Below are 19,534 nucleotides of genomic sequence, written 5' to 3'. Positions count from 1 at the left end.
TTGGGGCGGCCGTGCGTGCATGAGATTGCACGATGATGCATAATCAATCGTATGGTGAATTCTGCAGGTTCCTCAGGCACGGCGTCCGCGCCGATCCGGGTCGCGATCGCAGGGGCGAGCGGCTACGCGGGCGGTGAGATCCTCCGACTGCTGCTCGGGCACCCCGCCTACGCGGACGGCACGCTGACCATCGGTGCGCTCACCGCGGGCGGCAACGCAGGCAGCACCCTCGGCGAACACCACCCGCACCTGCTGCCGCTGGCCGACCGGGTTCTCGAGCCCACCGAGATCTCCCGCCTCGAGGGCCACGACGTGGTGTTCCTCGGCCTGCCGCACGGCAATTCGGCCGCGATCGCGAACCAGCTGCCCGCCGAGACCGTCATCATCGACTGCGGCGCCGACTTCCGGCTGAGCAGCGCAGCGGAGTGGGAGCGGTACTACCACAGCGAGCACGCCGGGACCTGGCCGTACGGGCTGCCCGAGCTGCCCGGTAACCGGGAGGTGCTGGCCAAGGCCACCCGGATCGCGGTGCCCGGCTGCTACCCGACCTCGGCCAGCCTCGCGCTGGCGCCGGCGGTCGCCGCCGGGATCGTCGAGCCTAAGGTCACCGTGGTCGCGGTCAGCGGCACCTCCGGCGCCGGCCGGGCGCCCAAGGCGGACCTGCTCGGCTCGGAGGTGATGGGCTCGGCGCGGGCCTACGGCGTCGGCGGCGTGCACCGGCACACCCCGGAGATCACCCAGAACCTCTCCGCGCTCGCCGGTACCACGGTGTCCGTCTCCTTCACCCCGGTGCTGGTGCCGATGCCGCGCGGCATCCTCGCCACCTGCACCGCGGCCACCACGGCCACCGAGGAGCAGGCCCGCGCGGTGTACGAGAAGGCCTACGCCGACGAGCCTTTCGTGCACGTGCTGCCGCACAACGTCTTTCCGCAGACCGGCGCGGTGCTCGGCTCGAACGCCGCCCAGATCGGCGTCACCGTCGACGAGGCCGCCGGCCTGCTCGTGGTGATCTGCGCGATCGACAACCTGACCAAGGGCACCGCAGGCGGTGCCGTCCAGTCCATGAACCTCGCCCTTGGCCTGCCCGAGACCGCAGGCCTCTCGACCGTGGGAGTTGCCCCGTGAACGCCGTCCCCGTCATCCCCGACTCCGTCCCCGTCGCGGGCGGTCAGCTGATCCGCACCCAGGGCGTCACCGCGCCGGCCGGGTTCCGCGGCGCAGGCATCGCCGCAGGCATCAAGGTCAGCGGCCGTCAGGACCTGGCGCTGGTGTTCAACGAGGGGCCCGAGACCGCCGCGGCCGGTGTGTTCACCGCCAACAAGGTCAAGGCCGCACCGGTGCTGTGGTCCCAGCAGGTGCTCGGCACCGGCCGGCTGCGCGCGGTCGTCCTCAACTCCGGCGGCGCCAACGCCTGCACCGGTGCGCCCGGATTCCAGGACGCCCACCGCACCGCCGAGCACGTCGCCGCCACGCTCAGCGACTGGGGCACCGAGACCGGTGCCATCGAGGTCGCGGTCTGCTCGACCGGACTGATCGGCGACCGGCTGCCGATGGACAAGCTGCTCGCCGGTGTCACCGAGATCGTGCACGAGCTGGCCGGTGGCATCTCGGGTGGCACCGACGCCGCGTACGCGATCATGACCACCGACACCGTTCCCAAGCAGGCCGCCCTGCACCACGACGGCAAGTGGAACGTCGGCGGCATGGCCAAGGGCGCGGGCATGCTCGCGCCGTCGCTGGCCACCATGCTCTGCGTGGTCACCACCGACGCCGTCGCCACCGCCGAGCAGCTCGACGAGGCCCTGCGCAACGCCACCCGGCAGTCCTTCGACCGCCTCGACGTGGACGGCGCCACCTCGACCAACGACACGGTGCTGCTGCTGGCCTCCGGCGCCAGCAGCGTCACCCCCACCCAGGACGAGCTCAACGCCGCGGTGCTCGCGGTCTGCGACGACCTCGCGGACCAGCTGATGGCCGACGCCGAGGGCGTCACCAAGCGGGTCACCGTCACCGTGGCAGGCGCGGCGTCCGAGCAGGACGCGCTGGTCGGTGCCCGCACCGTCGCCCGGGACAGCCTGGTCAAGACCGCACTGTTCGGCTCCGACCCGAACTGGGGCCGGGTGCTGGCCGCGATCGGCATCGCCCCGATCGAGCTGAACCCCGACACCATCTCGGTGTCCTTCAACGGCAACCCGGTGTGCATCGACGGCGTCGGCGCGCCCGGCGCCCGCGAGGTCGACCTCTCCGACATCGACATCGCGCTGCGTATCGAGCTCGGGGTCGGCGACGCGGAGGTCTCCATCCGCACCACCGACCTCTCGCACGCGTACGTGGAAGAGAATTCGGCGTACTCGTCGTGAGTGCCGCCGTCACACATCTCGACGACACCGCCCGGGCGCAGGTGCTGGCCGAGGCGCTGCCCTGGCTGCAGCGCTTCCACGGCAAGATCGTGGTGGTCAAGTACGGCGGCAACGCGATGGTCGACGACGCGCTCAAGAGTGCGTTCGCCGCCGACATGGCGTTCCTGCGGACCGTCGGCATGCACCCGGTCGTGGTGCACGGCGGTGGCCCGCAGATCAACGCGATGCTGGCGCGCCTCGGCATGGAGGGCGAGTTCCGCGGCGGCTTCCGGGTCACCACGCCCGAGGTCATGGACGTGGTCCGGATGGTGCTCTTCGGGCAGGTCGGCCGCGAGCTGGTCGGGCTGATCAACGCGCACGGGCCATACGCCGTCGGGATCTCGGGGGAGGACGCGCACCTGTTCACCGCCACCCGCCGCACCGTGCAGGTCGACGGGCAGGCCACCGACATCGGCCTGGTCGGCGACGTCACCACCGTCAACCCCGATGCGGTGCTCGATCTCATTGCGGCCGGACGCATCCCGGTGGTCTCGACCATCGCTCCGGACGCGGAGGGCGTCGTGCACAACATCAACGCCGACACCGCCGCCGCCGCACTGGCGGAGGCGATCGGCGCCGAGCGACTGGTGATGCTCACCGACGTCGAGGGCCTCTACACGGACTGGCCGGACCGGTCGTCGCTGGCCAGCGAGATCGACTCCGCCACACTGGAAGCACTGCTGCCGAGCCTCGACGCCGGCATGGTCCCGAAGATGGAGGCCTGCCTGCGTGCGGTGCACGGCGGCGTTCCCTCCGCGCACGTGATCGACGGTCGCGTCGCGCACTCGGTACTGCTCGAACTGCTCACCGGCACGGGTATCGGCACCATGGTCACCCCCGCCGCCACTGCGAACCTCGAAGGACAGTCATGACAGAACCGCTGCAGCAGCGCTGGTCGCACGCGCTGATGAACACCTACGGCGTGCCGCGGGTGGCGCTGGTCCGCGGTGAGGGCGCGGTGGTCACCGACGCCGACGGCAAGCAGTACCTGGACCTGCTCGGCGGCATCGCGGTCAACATCCTCGGGCACGCGCACCCGGCGATCATCGACGCCGTGACGGCCCAGCTGTCCACCCTCGGGCACACCTCGAACCTCTACGCCACCGAGCCGGGGATCGCGCTCGCCGAGCAGCTGCTGGCCCACCTCGGTGCGGGCGACGGCGGCGCCGTCACCGGCCGGGTGTTCCTGTGCAACTCCGGCACCGAGGCCAACGAGGCCGCGTTCAAGATCGCCCGGTTGACCGGCCGCCGCAAGATCATCGCCGCGGAGCGGGCGTTCCACGGCCGCACCATGGGTGCGTTGGCGCTGACCGGCCAGCCCGACAAGCGGGCCCCCTTCGAGCCGATGCCTGCCGGCGTCGAGCACGTCCCGTACGGCGACATCGCCGCGCTCGACGCCGCCGTCGACGAGGACACCGCCGCGGTGTTCCTGGAGCCGATGATGGGCGAGAGCGGCGTCGTGGTGCCGCCCGCGGGTTACCTGGTGGAGGCGCGCCGGATCACCGCCGAGCGCGGTGCCCTGCTGGTCCTCGACGAGGTGCAGACCGGCATCGGTCGCACCGGCTGGTTCTACGCCCACCAGTCGGTCGGCATCGTGCCGGACGTGATGACGCTCGCGAAGGGGCTCGGCGGCGGTCTGCCGATCGGTGCCTGCATTGCCACCGGCGCGGCCGCGGAGCTGCTCAGTCCCGGCAAGCACGGCACCACGTTCGGCGGCAACCCGGTCAGTGCGGCCGCCGCGCTCGCGGTGCTGCGCACGATCGCCGACGAGGACCTCGTCAGTCACGCGGACAGCCTCGGCAAGCACCTCGCCCACGGAATCGAGGCGCTCGGGCACCCGCTCGTGGACCGCGTCCGCGGCTCCGGGCTGCTGCTCGGCGTGGTGCTCACCGACACCCTTGCCCCGGCGGTGGAGAATGAGGCCAGGGCGGCCGGCTTCCTGGTCAATGCCGCACAGCCCGACGTGGTGCGGTTGGCGCCCCCGCTCATCCTCACCGAGGCGCAGGCGGACGGCTTCATCGCCGCGCTGCCCGCCATCCTCGATGCGGCCCAGTCCCAGAAGGTGAGCCAGTGAGCGAGAACAACCAGAACGCCGGGGGAGCGCCGGTCCGGCACTTCCTGCGTGACGACGACCTGACCCCGGCCGAGCAGGCCGAGGTGCTGGCGCTGGCGGCGGAGCTGAAGAAGGCGCCGACCACCCGCCAGCCGCTGGCCGGTCCGCGCGGTGTCGGTGTGATCTTCGAGAAGAACTCCACCCGCACCCGGTTCTCCTTCGAGATGGGCATCGCCCAGCTCGGCGGGCACGCGGTGGTGGTCGACGGCCGCAACACCCAGTTGGGTCGCGAGGAGACGCTGCAGGACACCGGACGGGTGCTCTCGCGCTACGTCGACGCCGTGGTGTGGCGCACCTTCGGCCAGGACCGCCTCGAGCAGATGGCGGAGGGCGCCACCGTGCCCATCGTCAACGCGCTCTCCGACGAGTTCCACCCGTGCCAGGTGCTCGCGGACCTGCAGACCCTGGTCGAGCGCAAGGGCGAGCTGACGGGGCTGCGGCTGACCTACCTCGGTGACGGCGCCAACAACATGGCGCACTCGCTGTTGCTCGGCGGCGTCACCGCCGGGATGCACGTGACCGTCGCGGCACCCGCGGGATTCGCGCCTGCGCAGTGGGTGCTCGACGCGGCCCGGGCCCGGGCCGCGGAGACCGGTGGCAGCGTCACCGTCACCGACGACCCGCAGGCCGGCTCGGTCGGCGCGGACGCGCTGGTCACCGACGCGTGGACCTCGATGGGTCAGGAGAACGACGGACTCGACCGGGTCGGGCCGTTCCGGCCCTTCCAGATCAACTCCGCCCTCCTCGCGAAGGCCGCTCCGGACGCGGTGGTGCTGCACTGCCTGCCCGCACACCGCGGCGAGGAGATCACCGACGAGGTCCTCGACGGACCGCAGTCGGCGGTGTGGGACGAGGCGGAGAACCGGCTGCACGCGCAGAAGGCGTTGCTGGTGTGGCTGCTCGAGCAGAACGCCGCGCGGCCGTGACCGTCACCCGGGACTCGGCGCGGTCGCAGACCGTCGCCCACACCCGGGCCGGTCGGCAGTCCCGGATCACCGCGCTGCTCGCCACCCACGAGGTGCGCAGCCAGCCGGAACTGGCCGCGTTGCTCGCCGCGGAGGGCATCGAGGTCTCCAACGCGACGCTCTCCCGGGACCTCGAGGAGCTCGGCGCCGTGAAGCTGCGGGCCGCCGACGGCGGTGCCGGGGTGTACGTGGTGCCCGAGGACGGCAGCCCCGTGCGCGGCGTCTCGGGCGGCACCGACCGGCTGTCCCGGCTGCTGGGGGAGCTGCTGGTGTCCACCGATGCCAGCGGAAACCTGGCGGTCCTGCGCACGCCGCCGGGCGCCGCGCACTACCTGGCGAGCGCCCTCGACCGGGCTTCACTGCCGGAGGTTGTGGGAACCATCGCCGGGGATGACACCATTCTTGTCATCGCCCGCGAACCGCGCACCGGCGCGCAGCTCGCCGACATGATCGAAAAGCTGGCCTGACGGGGTCGAGACTCGACCCGACAACTTCATCATCTCTTCTCACGAACCCGGTGAGAGATTCCAACCATAAGGAGCACACACACCATGGCTGAACGCGTCGTACTCGCCTACTCGGGCGGGCTTGACACCTCAGTGGCCATCAGCTGGATCGGCAAGGAGACGGGCCAGGAAGTGGTCGCCGTCGCCATCGATCTCGGTCAGGGCGGCGAGGACATGGAGGTCGTGCGTCAGCGCGCCCTGGACTGCGGTGCAGTCGAGTCGATCGTGGTGGACGCCCGCGACGAGTTCGCGGACGAGTACTGCCTGCCGACCATCCAGGCCAATGCCCTCTACATGGACCGGTACCCGCTGGTCTCGGCCATCAGCCGGCCGCTGATCGTCAAGCACATCGTCGAGGCCGCCCGCGCGCACGGCGGCACCGTCGTCTCGCACGGCTGCACCGGCAAGGGCAACGACCAGGTCCGCTTCGAGGTCGGCTTCGGCGCCCTGGCGCCCGACCTCGAGGTCATCGCACCGGTCCGCGACTACGCCTGGACCCGCGAGAAGGCGATCAAGTTCGCCGAAGAGAACGCCATCCCGATCAACGTCTCCAAGAAGTCGCCGTTCTCCATCGACCAGAACGTGTGGGGCCGCGCCGTGGAGACCGGGTTCCTCGAGGACCTGTGGAACGCGCCGACCAAGGACGTCTACGACTACACCCAGGACCCGACGGTCAACTGGAACGCCCCCGACGAGCTGATCATCAGCTTCGAGGCAGGCAAGCCGACCGCGATCGACGGCCGCCCGGTCACCGTGCTCGAGGCCATCCAGGAGCTCAACACCCGCGCCGGCGCCCAGGGCGTCGGCCGCCTCGACGTTGTCGAGGACCGCCTCGTCGGCATCAAGAGCCGGGAGATCTACGAGGCGCCCGGTGCCATGGTGCTGATCACCGCGCACCAGGAGCTCGAGCACGTCACCCTCGAGCGTGAGCTCGGCCGCTACAAGCGGCAGATGGAGCAGCGCTGGTCCGAGCTGGTCTACGACGGCCTGTGGTTCTCCCCGCTCAAGGACGCGCTGGACACCTTCGTCGCCAAGACGCAGGAGCGCGTCACCGGCGACATCCGGCTCCAGCTGCACGGCGGCGCCATCATCGTCAACGGCCGCCGCAGCCCGCAGTCGCTGTACGACTTCAACCTCGCCACCTACGACGAGGGCGACAGCTTCAACCAGGCCGCCTCGAAGGGCTTCGTGGAGATCCACGGCCTGTCCTCGAAGGTCGCCGCCAAGCGGGACCTGGGTCTGTAAGTCATGACTGCACAGGGCACTCCGACCCATGGCACCAACGAGGGTGCCCTGTGGGGCGGCCGGTTCGAGTCGGGACCGGCCGCCGCCATGGCGGCACTGAGCAAGTCGACGCACTTCGACTGGGTGCTCGCGCCGTACGACGCGCGCGCCTCGATGGCACACGCGAAGGTCCTGCACGCCGCGGGACTGCTCGGTGACGCCGACCTCGCGACGATGCTCGACGGGCTCGAGCGGCTGGCGGCCGACGTCGCCAGCGGCGCGTTCGCCCCGAGCGCGTCCGACGAGGACGTCCACGGCGCGCTCGAGCGCGGCCTGATCGAGCGCGTCGGCCCCGAGGTCGGCGGGCGGCTGCGGGCAGGCCGGTCCCGCAACGACCAGGTGGCCACGCTGTTCCGGATGTGGCTGCGCGACGCGGTCCGCCGGGTCGCCGCCGGCGTCCTGGACGTCGTCGACGCGCTGGCCACCCAGGCCGCGGCCCACCCGGCCGCGGTGATGCCGGGCAAGACGCACCTGCAGGCGGCCCAGCCGGTCCTGCTGGCGCACCACCTGCTCGCGCACGCGCACCCGCTGCTGCGGGACGTGCAGCGGATCGTCGACTTCGACAAGCGGGCCGCGATCTCGCCCTACGGGTCGGGCGCGCTGGCAGGCTCGTCGCTCGGGCTCAACCCGGACGCGATCGCCGCGGAGCTGAACTTCGACGCGGCGGCGGACAACTCGATCGACGCGACCTCCTCCCGCGACTTCGCGGCGGAGGCGGCCTTCGTGCTCGCGATGATCGGCGTGGACCTGTCCCGGATGGCCGAAGAGGTGATCATCTGGAGCACCCCGGAGTTCGGGTACATCACGCTCGCCGACGCCTGGTCGACCGGATCGTCGATCATGCCGCAGAAGAAGAACCCGGACGTCTCGGAGCTCACCCGCGGCAAGTCCGGACGGCTGATCGGCAACCTCACCGGGCTGCTCGCCACGCTCAAGGCGCAGCCGCTGGCCTACAACCGGGACCTGCAGGAGGACAAGGAGCCGGTCTTCGACTCGGTGGCCCAGCTCGAACTGCTGTTGCCTGCGATCACCGGACTGGTCTCCACCCTCGAGTTCCACACCGAGCGGATGGCGGAGCTGGCCCCGGCCGGCTTCACGCTGGCCACCGACATCGCGGAATGGATGGTGCGCCAGGGCGTGCCGTTCCGGGTCGCGCACGAGGCGGCAGGCGCGTGCGTCCGGGTCGCGGAGGCGCGCGGCGTCGGGCTCGAGGACCTCACCGACGCGGAGCTGGCGGGCGTCGACCCGGCGCTGACGCCGGGGGTGCGCGAGGTGCTCACCGTCGAGGGCTCGATCGCCTCGCGGGACGCTCGCGGCGGTACCGCGGGGGTCCAGGTCGCGCGGCAGCTCGACGGCGTGCGTGAGTCGCTGGACACATTGCGGGGCTGGCTCGCGCATTGATCGTCCCTGCGTAGCGGTGCGGAATATAGTGACCCCAGCGTGATCGTCGAGTCATTGGGGGCACAGTGGGTTGGTATCCGGAGATTCTGAACGGTTCCGTGCGGCGGGTCGTCGCCACCGCGCAGAACGGTCTCGAGGTCATGCGGCTCGGTGGCCTCGAGACCGAGGCGCAGCCGTCGGAGTTCCGGGTCGTCGAACGTGAGCCGATGTATCGGCTGCGCCGGTACTTCGCCGACGAGACCGCGGACCTCGCGCGGCCGCCGATCGTGCTCGTGCCCCCGATGATGATGTCCGCGGACGTCTACGACGTCACCCAGGAGCAGGGCGCGGTCGGCGTGCTGCACCGGATGGGCCTCGATCCGTGGGTGGTCGACTTCGGTTCGCCCGCAACGGAAGCCGGGGGCTGGGACCGTACCCTCGCAGACCACATCCTGGCGATCGACGACATCATCGACCGGGTGCACGCGCACACCGGCCGGGACGTGCACCTGGCCGGGTACTCGCAGGGCGGCATGTTCTGCTACCAGGCGGCGGCGTACCGGCAGTGCCGGAACATCGCCAGCCTGATCACCTTCGGTGCACCGGTGGACACCCTGGCCGCCCTCCCGTTCGGGATCCCCGGGGACATCGCGGCGCCGGCGGCGGACTTCCTCGCCGATCACGTCTTCACCCGGCTGTCGATCGCCGGCTGGATGGCCCGCACCGGATTCCAGCTGCTGGATCCGGTGAAGACGGCCAAGTCCCGGCTGGACTTCCTGCGTCAGCTGCACGACCGGGAGGCGTTGCTGCCGCGCGAGCAGCAGCGCCGATTCCTGGCGACCGAGGGTTGGGTGGCCTGGTCCGGCCCGGCCGTCGCGGAACTGCTCAAGCAGTTCGTCGTGCACAACCGGATGATGTCGGGCGGTTTCGTGATCGGGGACCGGATGGTCACCCTCGCGGAGCTGACCTGCCCGATCCTGGCCTTCGTCGGCGAGGTCGACGACATCGGACAGCCGGTGGCGGTACGCGGCATCCGCAAGGCGGCGCCCAAGGCCGAGATCTTCGAATCCACCTTGCGGGCCGGGCATTTCGGATTGGTGGTCGGGTCTCACGCGGCCTCGCACACCTGGCCCACCACCGGGGAGTGGGTGCGCTGGCGGGACGGGCTCGGCCCGCGACCGGCATCGGTCGAGGAGATGTCCTGCGTGGAACAGCCCGCGGACGAGACCGGCGTCTCGGTCAGCGACCGGATTCTGCACACCGGCGCGTCCATCGCCGAGGTCGGGGTCGGCATCGCCAGGGGAGTCCTGGACGTCACCGCCCAGACGGTGCGCGGCACCCGGGAGCTGTCCGCGGAGGCCGCGCGCGCCCTGCCCCGGCTGGCCCGACTCGGCCAGATCCAGATGCAGACCACCATCTCGATGGGCCGGTTGCTGGCGGAGGCAGGCGCCAAGTCGCCGAACGCCGAGTGCTTCCTGTTCGACGACCGCGCGCACACCAACGCGGCGGTCAACACCCGGATCGACAACGTGGTGCGGGGCCTGATCGTGTCGGGCATCCGACCGGCCGCTCGGGTGGGTGTGCTGATGGAGACCCGGCCCAGTGCGCTGACGGCGATCGCCGCGCTGTCCCGGCTCGGTGCGGTCGCCGCGCTGCTGCCGCCGACCGAGGAACTGGCCGAGGCGGTCCGGCTCAGCGGTGTCGGCACGGTCATCTGCGACCCCGACAACCTGGCGGCCGCGGAGAGCCTCGGCATCCGGGTGCTGGTCCTCGGCGGCGGCGAGTCCCGGCTGCTGAACACCGAACCCGACTCCGGCACGATCGACCTCGAGCAGATCGAGCCGTCCGAGGTGCGACTGCCCGCGTGGTACCAGCCCAACCCGGGTCGCGCGAACGAGCTCGCCTTCATCCTGTTCGGCCGCTCCGGCGGCCGCATGGAGGCCAAGCGGGTCACCAACTACCGCTGGGCGCTGTCCGCCTTCGGTACCGCGACCGCGGCCAACCTCGGGCGCGGCGACACTGTGTACTCGATTGCGCCGCTTTACCATTCGTCGGTCCTGCTGGCCACGCTCGGCGGCGCGATCGCGGGCGGCGCGCGGATCGCCCTGTCCCGGGGGCTGGACCCCGAGCGGTTCGAGGCGGAGGTGCACCGGTACGGCGTCACCGTCGTCGCCTACACCTGGACGATGATGCGTGAACTGGTCGACAACCCGGACTTCGGGCTGGCCGGCGCCCACTCGATCCGGCTCTTCGTCGGCTCCGGCATGCCCGTCGGCCTGTGGCAGCGCACCATGAAGCGGTTCGCGCCGGCGCAGGTGCTCGAGTTCTACGCCTCCACGGAGGGCGCCGTGGTGCTGGCGAACGTCTCGGGCGCCAAGCCCGGCTCGAAGGGGCGCCCGTTGCCGGGCAGCACGCCGGTGCGGATCGCCGCCTTCGACCCGATCGCCGGTACCTACCTCGAGGACGAGCACGGTCTGGTCCGCGAGTGCGGACCCGGCGAGGTCGGCCTGCTCCTCGGCCAGGCCACCTCCACCGAGTCCCTCAACGGTGCGCAGCGCGGGGTGTTCGCGGCGGGTGACGCGTGGGTGCCGACCGAGCACCTGTTCCGACGGGACGGCGACGGCGACTACTGGATGATGGACGACCGGGTGACCGTGGTCCGGGCGGCCCGCGGCCCGGTGTTCAACCAGCCGATCGTCGACGCGCTCGGCCGTCTCGACCAGGTGGACGTGTCGTTGGCCTACAGCGTGCCGATCGGTACGGAGGAGCTGTCCGCGGTCGCGGTGCGGCTGCTGCCGGGCGCCTCGCTCACCGCGGTGGACCTCGCCGACGCGTTCGCCGAGCTCGGGTCCGGGCAGCGCCCGGACCTGGTGCACGTGCGCGCGGACATCCCGATCAGCAACTCGTACCGGCTGCGGCGCACCGAGATCAGGACCGCCGGTCTGCCGAAGCCCGGGCCCCGGTCCTGGTACTACGACGCGGAGACCGACAAGTACCGGAGGCTGACCCGGGCCATGGTCACCGAACTGACCGCGCGCGGCAGCGCCGCGTTGACCGGCTGAGCCGGACTTTCTGCTGCACCGGGTACGGGAACCGTCGATCCGACGGTTCCCGTACGCACGTCACATCGACGGGCCTTGCACATACCCCCAGGGGGTATTACCTTGGTGACTGGAACAACACCACGAGGAGAGGTCGAGAAATGAGCACCACCGTGCACGCCCACCATGCAACCGCCCACGCCGATCACCGCGGCCATCTCGAGGCCGCGGCTCACGCCGGCCACTCCTCGGCGGCAGGGCATGCCCCCGGCGTGAGCGCACCGGGAGGTCTCCAGATCACCCAGGACGGCTACACGCTGGACCTGGCCGAGACCATCGTCCGCCCGGGCGACCTCGACTTCCGATTCCGCATCCTCGGCCCGGACGGGCAACCGGTCACCGGCTACACCCCGATCCACGGCCGGGACCTGCACCTGATCGTGGTGCAGCGTGAGCTGACCGGCTTCTGGCACGTACACCCCGAGCTCGCGGCCGACGGCACCTGGTCCGTCCGCCTGAACCTGCCCGAGGCGGGCGCATACCGTGTGTTCACCGACATCGCGCCCACGAGCCTCGGACGAACGATCACCCTCGGCGCCGACCTCGCCGCCGCGGGCTCCTACGATCCGCAACCGACGCCGAGCCCGGCTCGCACCGCACTCGTCGACGGATACGAAGTGACCCTCGGCGGGAATCTCGTTCCCGGAGAGGGAGATCTGCTGACGTTCACCGTGCGCAAGGACGGCCGCCCGATCACCGATCTGCAGCCCTACCTGGCCGCCTTCGGTCACCTGGTGGTGCTCCGGGCCGGCGACCTGGCCTACGTGCATGTCCATCCGAACGGCGAACCCGGCGACGGGGTCACGGCTCCCGGCCCCGACGTCACCTTCCACACTGCCGTGCCCGGTGCCGGAACCTACCGGCTCTTCCTCGATTTCAAGCACGGTGACACGGTCCGCACCGCGGCGTTCACCCTCGCCGCCGCCGTCCACCAGCACTGACGCCACCGCACCCCGAAGGAACCCCATGTGCCCCTGCCGCTGTCCGCGATCCCGTGGCCCACCCGTACCCGTCTCCACGCATTCGAAGGAAGCGCACGCGATGTCCAACACGACCTTTACCTCACTGTTCGCCCACCGCGACTACCTACGACTTTTCACCGCCCAGGTGTCGGCGCTGTTCGGCACCGGATTGACCACCGTCGCACTGGGACTGCTCGCCTACGAGCTGGCCGGCGCCGACGCGGCCGTGGTACTCGGCACCGCGCTGACTATCAAGATGGTCGTCTACGTCACGGTTGCCCCGGTCGTTGCCGCATACGCGGACCGGTTCCCACGCCGAAACTTCCTGGTCGGGCTCAACGTGATCCGCGCCGCGATGGTGCTGACGTTGCCGTTCATCGACCAGATCTGGCAGATCTACCTGCTGATCGCGGTGCTGCAAACCGCCTCGGCCGCGTATACGCCGACCTACCAGGCCGTCATCCCCGACATCCTGCCCGACGAGCGCGAGTACACCAGGGCGCTGTCCGCGACGCAGCTGGCCGCGACGATGGAAACCCTGCTGAGCCCGATGCTGGCGGCGGTGGCGCTGACCCTGGTCAGTTTCCACTGGTTGTTTGTCGGCACCGCCATCGGATTCGTGGTCTCGGCCGTCCTGGTGATCGCGACCCGTATTCCCGACGCCGGCACCACCGCGGAGGGCTCCTTCCGGGATCGGATCGCGGTGGGCATGCGGATCTTCGCCGCCACGCCGCGGCTGCGCGGTCTGCTCGGCCTGAACCTCGTGGTCGCGGCCGCGGGCTCGGTGATCATGGTCAATACCGTCAACTACGTCCGTGACACGCTTGGCGGAACCCAGTCCGGCGTGGCACTGCTGTTGGCCGCCAACGGGTTCGGCACGATGCTCGTCGCACTGTCGGTGCCGCGGGTTCTGGACCGGCTCGGCGCCCGACCGTTGATGTTGTCCGGTGGCGCCACCCTGATCGTCGGACTCGGGTCGGCGGTCGCCCTGTCTGTCGCCGACGGGGGCGACTGGCGCTGGGGCGCAGCGATCGCGGTGTGGGCCGTTGTTGGCGCGGGCACGGCGGCGGTGCTCACCCCGACCGGCCAGGTACTGCGGCGCTCGTCACAACCCGCCGACCGGCCGGCCCTCTTTGCCGCCCAGTTCTCGTTGTCGCACCTGGCCTGGCTGCTCACCTATCCGATCGCGGGGTGGCTGTCGACTGCCGGTCTCACCACCACCTGGACGACGCTGACCGTGATCGCCGTTGCCGGAGTCGCCGTGGCGGTGAGGTTGTGGCCGCGTCACGACCCGGCGGAGATCACGCACCTGCACGAGGCCGAGCCCGTCGACGCCGCCTGGCTGGTAGACGCCGACCGCGTGGGCGATCGCCTCTACCGGCACACCCACGTGTTCGTCATCGACGCCGAACACCGGCGCTGGCCGACCCGGGCTGCGCGGGAACGGGCTCTGGTCGGCTGACCGACTGGTCACGTTGCAGAAGGTGGCGAAGGAAGATCGCTTCTGGTTCGCGCCAGTCGATGTGACGGTTGACCTCGGGGGCGACGATGCCGCGGAACGCACCCCACCTGCCGAGGAGGTCCTCGAGGAGGTCGTCGTCGGCCGGCAGTTGACCGATCCTGCATTCGCGGGCCTCGGCGTATGACGATGGCGGGTAGCGCACCGTCGTACTAGCGGGATCCCCCGGGAAACAAGTTCTGTGTCGTCCACGCTGCGTAGCGGCGCCCAGCCGGGACCGCCGGGCTGAGGAGCCCATGGATGCGACGGCAGTCCCTTTGCCGGCACCTGCCGGCGGGCCGGGTAGCGTGGGCGCCGCGGGATCGCCCGCGACGACACGACATTTCCGGCGACGAGAGGGACCTTCCGTGGCGCTTGACCCCACCCTGCTGAGCATCCTGGCCTGCCCGCAGGACAAGGGCCCGCTCCTGCTGGTCGCCGACGAACTGCTCTACAACCCTCGGCTGCGGCGTGCGTACCCGATCGAGGACGGCATCCCGGTGTTGCTCGTCGACGAGGCCCGGGACGTCACCGAGGACGAGCACCAGGCGATCCTGGCCCGCGCGGAATCCGCACCCGAGAAGTAGCCGGACCCGACGGCAGGCACTGCCGCTAGCGGGCGCGGTCGTCGAGGTCACCGGTCAGGTAGTGCTGCAGCACGGGGCCGACCAGCCGCACCAGTCGGTCGACGGGCAGCCCGGCCACCGGTTCGATCCGCAGCAGGTAGCGGGACAGGATCACCCCGCTCATCTGGGTGGCCACCAACCCGGTGCGCAGTGCCGCGGTGCCTGGCGGCGTGTCCACCCGGCCGGCGATCTCGCTGAGCACCACCTCGGTGACAAAGGCTCCGATCAGGCCCTCCGACTCGCCCGCCACCGCGGTGCGGAAGGCCGCGAGCAGGGCCTCGCCCTGCGGCGAGTCCCAGAGCGAGAGCACCACCCGCAGCAGCCGCTCGCCGAGTTCGTCGGTCGGCGCGTCGCGCAGTGCCGCCAGCACCACCTGCGGGTCCACGGGTATCGCGACGGCCGTCAGGAAGAGCTCGCGCTTGGTGCGGAAGTAGTGGTGCACCAGCGCCGGGTCCACCTCGGCCGCCGCGGCGATCGACCGCACCGAGGTCCTGTCGAAGCCGTGCTCGGCGAACCGGCTGCGGGCAGCGGACAGGATGTGGTCCCGAGTGGCGGGGCTGCCCGGCCGGCGGCCGCTGCGGCCACCCGCGGTCGCGGTCCCGGCAGGGGCGGTGCCCGCGCTCACGGCGTCCGCCGTCGCAAGGTCGCGGCCGCCAGGCACAGCGCCACGACGACGAAGCCGACCACCACGGCCAGGTCGCGCCACATCTGCGCGGTCGCACCGGGGTGGGCGGCCACCTGCTGCAGCGCGTCGACCGCGTAGCTCAACGGCAGCACGTTGGAGATCCACTCGAGCCACTGCGGCAGCTGATCGCGCGGCACCAGCAGCCCGCACAGGAACAGCTGCGGTATCACCACCACCGGCATGAACTGCACGGCCTGGAACTCGGTGCGGGCGAAGGCGCTGCACAGCAGCCCCAGCGCGACGCCGAGGACCGCGTCGAGCACGGCGATCAGCACCACCCACCCGACGCTGCCCGCGATGGTGAGGCCCAACAGTCCGAAGCTCACCAGGCAGGCGACGGCGGCCTGCGCCGCGGCGGCGAGCGAGAAGGCGGTGCCGTAGCCGCCGAGCAGGTCCAGCTTGGACATCGGGGTGGTCAGCAGCCGCTCGAGGGTGCCGGAGCTGCGTTCCCGCTGCATCGCGATCGAGGTGATCAGGAACATCACCACGAACGGCAGGATGCCGAGCATCGTGACCGCGATCCGGTCGAACAGCGGCGGCTGGCCCGGGGGCGTGGGCACGTTCACGTACAGGAAGTAGAGCAGGGTCATCAGCAGCGCCGGGACCAGCAGGATCATCGCCACGGTGCGGTGGTCGCCGCGCAGCTGTCGCAGGATGCGCCCGGTGCTGGACGCGTAGATGCCGACGTTCACGACCGGACCTCCGCCGCGCGCGCCCTGATCAGGCTCAGGAAGGCGTGTTCGAGACTCGTCTCGTGGGTCTGCTCGAGCAGTTGCGCCGGCGTGAGCTGTGCCAGCAACAACCCGTCGCGCATCAGCAGCAGTTCGCCGCAGTGCTCGGCCTCGTCCATCACGTGACTGGAGACGAGCAGCGTGGTGCCGGCCGCGGCCAGGTCTGCAAAGCGCTCCCACAGTTCGGCGCGCAGCACCGGGTCCAGGCCGACGGTCGGTTCGTCGAGGACCAGCAGTTCCGGCTCGGCGACCAGCGCGCACGCCAGCGACACCCGGCCGAGTTCGCCGCCGGACAGGTCGCGCGCCAGCCGGGTGGTGTGCTCGGTGAGGCCGACGGCCCCGATCGTCTCGGTGGCCTCGCGCGCGGACCTGCCGTAGAGCGAGGCGAAGTAGCGGACGTTGTCGCGGACGGACAGGTCCAGGTAGACGGTGGGGGACTGGGTGACGTAGCCGACCCGGCTGCGCAGTGGCCGCGACCCGGCGGGCAGGCCGAGGACGGTCACGGTGCCGGACTCCACGACCTGGGTGCCCACGATCGCGCGCATCAGCGTGGTCTTTCCGCAGCCCGACGGGCCGAGCAGCCCGGTGATCGTGCCGCGCCCGACGCGCAACGTCAGGTCCCGGAGGGCGAGCTTGCCGCCGCGTCGGACCACCAGGTCGCGGATGTCGAGGGCCGCGTCGGCAGGGCCGGTACCGGTCTCGACCGGCCGTTGGTGTGCTGGTCCGAACATCGCCGCCTCGAATCTTCGGTCCGTGTCATGACGTCCATTACCCGATGAGAATCGCCGCCCGATGACGTCCCGGTGAGGAAATCATCGTCTGATGAATTCTGCGCCGGTCGGAACGCGTCGTCAACGGTCCCGGGGAACGACGCCTGCGGGGCACAATCGCGTGGTGTCCGAAACTGCGCAGCAGTCCCAACGTGAACTCGCGGCCGCGGACCCGCTGACCGCGGCGCACCTGGTGCTCGGCGCCCGGCTGAGCGTCGGGACGGTGACGCTGCGGATAGTCGAGGTGGAGGCCTACGGCGGGGACGAGGCCGGGCCGTGGCCGGACCCGGCGGCTCATTCGTATCCGGGTCCGACGCCACGCAATGCGGTGATGTTCGGCCCCGCCGGCCGGCTCTACGTGTACCTCAGTCACGGCATTCACCACTGCCTGAACGTCACCTGTGCGGATGCCGGGGTCGCGGGAGCGGTGCTGCTGCGGGGCGCGGAGGTGATCGACGGCGTCGACGTCGTGGTGAGCAGGCGGGGCGCCGACCGACGGCCCCGCGACCTGGCGCGTGGACCGGGCAACCTCGGGCAGGCCCTCGGGATCACCCTGGCGGACAACGGATCCGAGCTGCTGACCGGGCGGTCCCGAGTCCGGCTGGAGCTCGACCCCGCGCCGCGCGTGGCGGCCGGGCCGAGGGTGGGCATCGCCCGGGCCGCCGAACGCCCCTGGCGGCTGTGGGTGCCGGGCTCGGACGCGGTCTCGGCGTACCGCCGCAGCCCGCGTGCGCCGCTGGTGCCCGATACGGGATGATCGGGGGCGTGACTGCGAACATTATCGACGAACTGCACTGGCGCGGACTGATCGCGCAATCCACCGATCTCGACGCACTGCGACGCGACGTCGATGGCGGTCCGGTCACCCTCTATGCCGGCTTCGACCCCACCGGGCCGAGTCTGCACGCGGGGCACCTGGTTCCGCTGCTGGCTCTCAAGCGCTTTCAGATGGCCGGTCACCGGCCGATCGTGCTCGCCGGTGGGGCGACCGGCCTGATCGGTGATCCCCGGGACGTGGGGGAGCGGACGATGAACTCCGCCGACACCGTCGCCGAGTGGGCCGGCCGGATCCGTGCCCAGCTCGAGCGCTTCGTCGACTTCGACGGTCCGGGTGCCGCGATCATCGAGAACAACATGAACTGGACCGGACAGCTCTCGGCCATCGACTTCCTGCGCGACGTCGGCAAGCACTTCTCCGTGAACGTGATGCTGGCCCGGGACACCGTCAAGCGCCGGCTCGAGTCCGACGGGATGTCCTACACCGAGTTCAGCTACATGCTCCTGCAGGCGAACGACTACCTGCAGCTGCGGCGCGAGCACGGCTGCACGCTGCAGGTCGGCGGTTCCGACCAGTGGGGCAACATCATCGCCGGCGTCGAGCTGAACCGTCGGGTCGACGGTGAGTCGGTGCACGCGCTCACCGTTCCGCTGGTCACCTCCTCGGACGGCAAGAAGTTCGGCAAGTCCACCGGCGGCGGCAGTCTCTGGCTCGACCCGGAGATGACCAGCCCGTACGCCTGGTACCAGTACTTCGTGAACACCGGCGACGCCGACGTGGTCAAGTACCTGCGCTGGTTCACCTTCCTCGACGAGGCCGAGCTGGCCGAGCTGGAGGCGGAGACGGCCGAGCGCCCGCAGGCCCGGACCGCGCAGAAGCGACTCGCCGCGGAGATGACGACGCTGGTGCACGGTGCCCACAACACCGCGGCGGTCGAGCTGGCCAGCCAGGCGCTGTTCGGGCGTGCCGAGCTGACCGACCTCGACGAGCCGACCCTGGCCGCGGCGCTGCGTGAGGCGTCGGTCGCGCAGGTTCGCCCGGGCGACGCCCGCACCATCGTCGACCTGCTGGTCGCGAGCGGTCTGTCCGAGAGCAAGGGCGCGGCCCGCCGGGCGATCAAGGAGGGCGGCGCCTCGGTGAACAACGCCCGGATCAGCGCGGAGGACTGGGAGCCGCAGGCCACCGACCTGCTGCACGGGCAGTGGCTGGTGATCCGCCGCGGCAAGCGGAACTTTGCCGGCATTCAGGTCCTGCCGGCCTGATCGACGGCCCGGGTGGTGCGAGTCACATCGATGTCATTCGGTCGATGCCGCACCATCCGGGCGCCGCTCGTCGTCTCTACCTGCGGACATGTCGAGAGACCAGGGTGTGACCAGGCGATTTGCTCCGGCGTCCACGGTCACGTAACTTTTGTCGAGTCAGAGCGACACGGACACCGACCCGCACCGAGAGGTACGGGACACGAGGTTGGACGAGAAAAGCCTGACAAGAACCCCTTTCAGCCAAGATCATCCAGCCGGTTTGCGCCGGCGACAGTGATGAGTTAGGCTGGAAAAGTTGCCCCGGAGCGCCGAGAACGAGTTTCTCGGAGGTGAAGGTGTGTGCGTGTTCTTTGAGAACTCAACAGTGTGCCGATGAATGTCAGTGCCAAATTATTTGGTACTCCACAGCATCCTTAGTGATGGTGTGGGTATTGCTGGCCTTCTCATTCTTCCGTCTGAGAGGGTCAGTCTTTT

The 19,534-nt window shown here is 70.6% G+C and carries 18 protein-coding genes; 15 read left to right on the top strand and 3 right to left on the bottom strand.

All coding sequences use genetic code 11. The features are described 5' to 3' along the window. Positions 1-51 precede the first annotated feature (51 nt). From argC to ACFO6S_RS16325, 13 genes are all read left to right on the top strand, one after another. The gene (gene argC / locus ACFO6S_RS16385) at positions 52-1,125 is read left to right on the top strand and encodes an N-acetyl-gamma-glutamyl-phosphate reductase (protein ID WP_378418768.1); all 1,074 of its coding nucleotides are present in this window, start codon (positions 52-54) and stop codon (positions 1,123-1,125) included. Then, positions 1,122-2,360 (top strand): bifunctional glutamate N-acetyltransferase/amino-acid acetyltransferase ArgJ, encoded by a 1,239-nt coding sequence (gene argJ / locus ACFO6S_RS16380; RefSeq protein WP_378418766.1) that lies wholly within the window; start codon positions 1,122-1,124, stop codon positions 2,358-2,360. Before argC ends, argJ begins: the two co-directional genes overlap by 4 nt. Continuing rightward, complete coding sequence (gene argB / locus ACFO6S_RS16375) at positions 2,357-3,271, top strand: acetylglutamate kinase (protein WP_378418764.1); 915 nt, start codon at positions 2,357-2,359, stop codon at positions 3,269-3,271. The genes argJ and argB overlap by 4 nt, the downstream gene beginning before the upstream one ends. Continuing rightward, entirely contained in the window at positions 3,268-4,473 is a 1,206-nt protein-coding gene (locus tag ACFO6S_RS16370; RefSeq protein ID WP_378418762.1) for an acetylornithine transaminase, read from the top strand. Before argB ends, ACFO6S_RS16370 begins: the two co-directional genes overlap by 4 nt. Then, positions 4,470-5,438, top strand: a complete 969-nt coding sequence (gene argF, locus ACFO6S_RS16365; protein ID WP_378418760.1) for an ornithine carbamoyltransferase — start codon at positions 4,470-4,472, stop codon at positions 5,436-5,438. The genes ACFO6S_RS16370 and argF overlap by 4 nt, the downstream gene beginning before the upstream one ends. Further along, positions 5,435-5,944, top strand: a complete 510-nt coding sequence (locus tag ACFO6S_RS16360; RefSeq protein WP_378418987.1) for an arginine repressor — start codon at positions 5,435-5,437, stop codon at positions 5,942-5,944. Before argF ends, ACFO6S_RS16360 begins: the two co-directional genes overlap by 4 nt. A gap of 84 nt (positions 5,945-6,028) precedes the next feature. After that, positions 6,029-7,228, top strand: coding sequence for an argininosuccinate synthase (locus ACFO6S_RS16355; RefSeq protein WP_378418758.1), 1,200 nt, complete (start codon positions 6,029-6,031; stop codon positions 7,226-7,228). Between the two features lie 3 nt (positions 7,229-7,231). Next, a complete protein-coding gene (argH, locus tag ACFO6S_RS16350) occupies positions 7,232-8,668 on the top strand; it encodes an argininosuccinate lyase (protein ID WP_378418756.1) in 1,437 nt (478 codons plus the stop codon). 65 nt (positions 8,669-8,733) lie between these two features. Then, positions 8,734-11,709 (top strand): AMP-binding protein, encoded by a 2,976-nt coding sequence (locus ACFO6S_RS16345; RefSeq protein ID WP_378418754.1) that lies wholly within the window; start codon positions 8,734-8,736, stop codon positions 11,707-11,709. 140 nt (positions 11,710-11,849) lie between these two features. Then, a complete protein-coding gene (locus ACFO6S_RS16340) occupies positions 11,850-12,689 on the top strand; it encodes a hypothetical protein (protein WP_378418752.1) in 840 nt (279 codons plus the stop codon). Between the two features lie 100 nt (positions 12,690-12,789). Then, positions 12,790-14,172: an MFS transporter gene (locus ACFO6S_RS16335; RefSeq protein ID WP_378418750.1), complete on the top strand. Its 1,383-nt coding sequence runs from the start codon at positions 12,790-12,792 to the stop codon at positions 14,170-14,172. Positions 14,173-14,185: 13 nt separating this feature from the next. Continuing rightward, entirely contained in the window at positions 14,186-14,356 is a 171-nt protein-coding gene (locus ACFO6S_RS16330) for a hypothetical protein (protein ID WP_378418748.1), read from the top strand. Between the two features lie 220 nt (positions 14,357-14,576). After that, positions 14,577-14,795, top strand: coding sequence for a Trm112 family protein (locus ACFO6S_RS16325; RefSeq protein WP_378418746.1), 219 nt, complete (start codon positions 14,577-14,579; stop codon positions 14,793-14,795). Positions 14,796-14,820: 25 nt separating this feature from the next. Here ACFO6S_RS16325 and ACFO6S_RS16320 read toward each other — a convergent pair whose 3' ends face one another. From ACFO6S_RS16320 to ACFO6S_RS16310, 3 genes are read right to left on the bottom strand one after another with little or no spacing between them, the layout of a single operon-like run. Further along, positions 14,821-15,459 carry a TetR/AcrR family transcriptional regulator gene (locus tag ACFO6S_RS16320; RefSeq protein WP_378418744.1) on the bottom strand — a complete coding sequence of 213 codons (639 nt, stop codon included), beginning with the start codon at positions 15,457-15,459 and terminating at the stop codon, positions 14,821-14,823. Further along, a complete protein-coding gene (locus tag ACFO6S_RS16315) occupies positions 15,456-16,211 on the bottom strand; it encodes an ABC transporter permease (RefSeq protein ID WP_378418743.1) in 756 nt (251 codons plus the stop codon). Before ACFO6S_RS16315 ends, ACFO6S_RS16320 begins: the two co-directional genes overlap by 4 nt. Continuing rightward, positions 16,208-16,981, bottom strand: a complete 774-nt coding sequence (locus tag ACFO6S_RS16310; RefSeq protein ID WP_378418742.1) for an ABC transporter ATP-binding protein — start codon at positions 16,979-16,981, stop codon at positions 16,208-16,210. The genes ACFO6S_RS16315 and ACFO6S_RS16310 overlap by 4 nt, the downstream gene beginning before the upstream one ends. A 163-nt stretch (positions 16,982-17,144) precedes the next feature. On the opposite strand from ACFO6S_RS16310, the gene ACFO6S_RS16305 reads away from it, so the two are divergent. Both ACFO6S_RS16305 and tyrS read left to right on the top strand, forming a co-directional pair. Then, entirely contained in the window at positions 17,145-17,777 is a 633-nt protein-coding gene (locus ACFO6S_RS16305; protein WP_378418741.1) for a DNA-3-methyladenine glycosylase, read from the top strand. A gap of 8 nt (positions 17,778-17,785) precedes the next feature. Then, positions 17,786-19,060, top strand: coding sequence for a tyrosine--tRNA ligase (gene tyrS / locus ACFO6S_RS16300; protein ID WP_378418740.1), 1,275 nt, complete (start codon positions 17,786-17,788; stop codon positions 19,058-19,060). Positions 19,061-19,534: the final 474 nt, after the last annotated feature.

Origin of the sequence: Rhodococcus kronopolitis, assembly GCF_042654025.1 — a bacterium.
GTDB lineage: Bacteria > Actinomycetota > Actinomycetes > Mycobacteriales > Mycobacteriaceae > Rhodococcus_G > Rhodococcus_G kronopolitis.
This window is presented reverse-complemented; position numbering and strand designations above follow the sequence as displayed.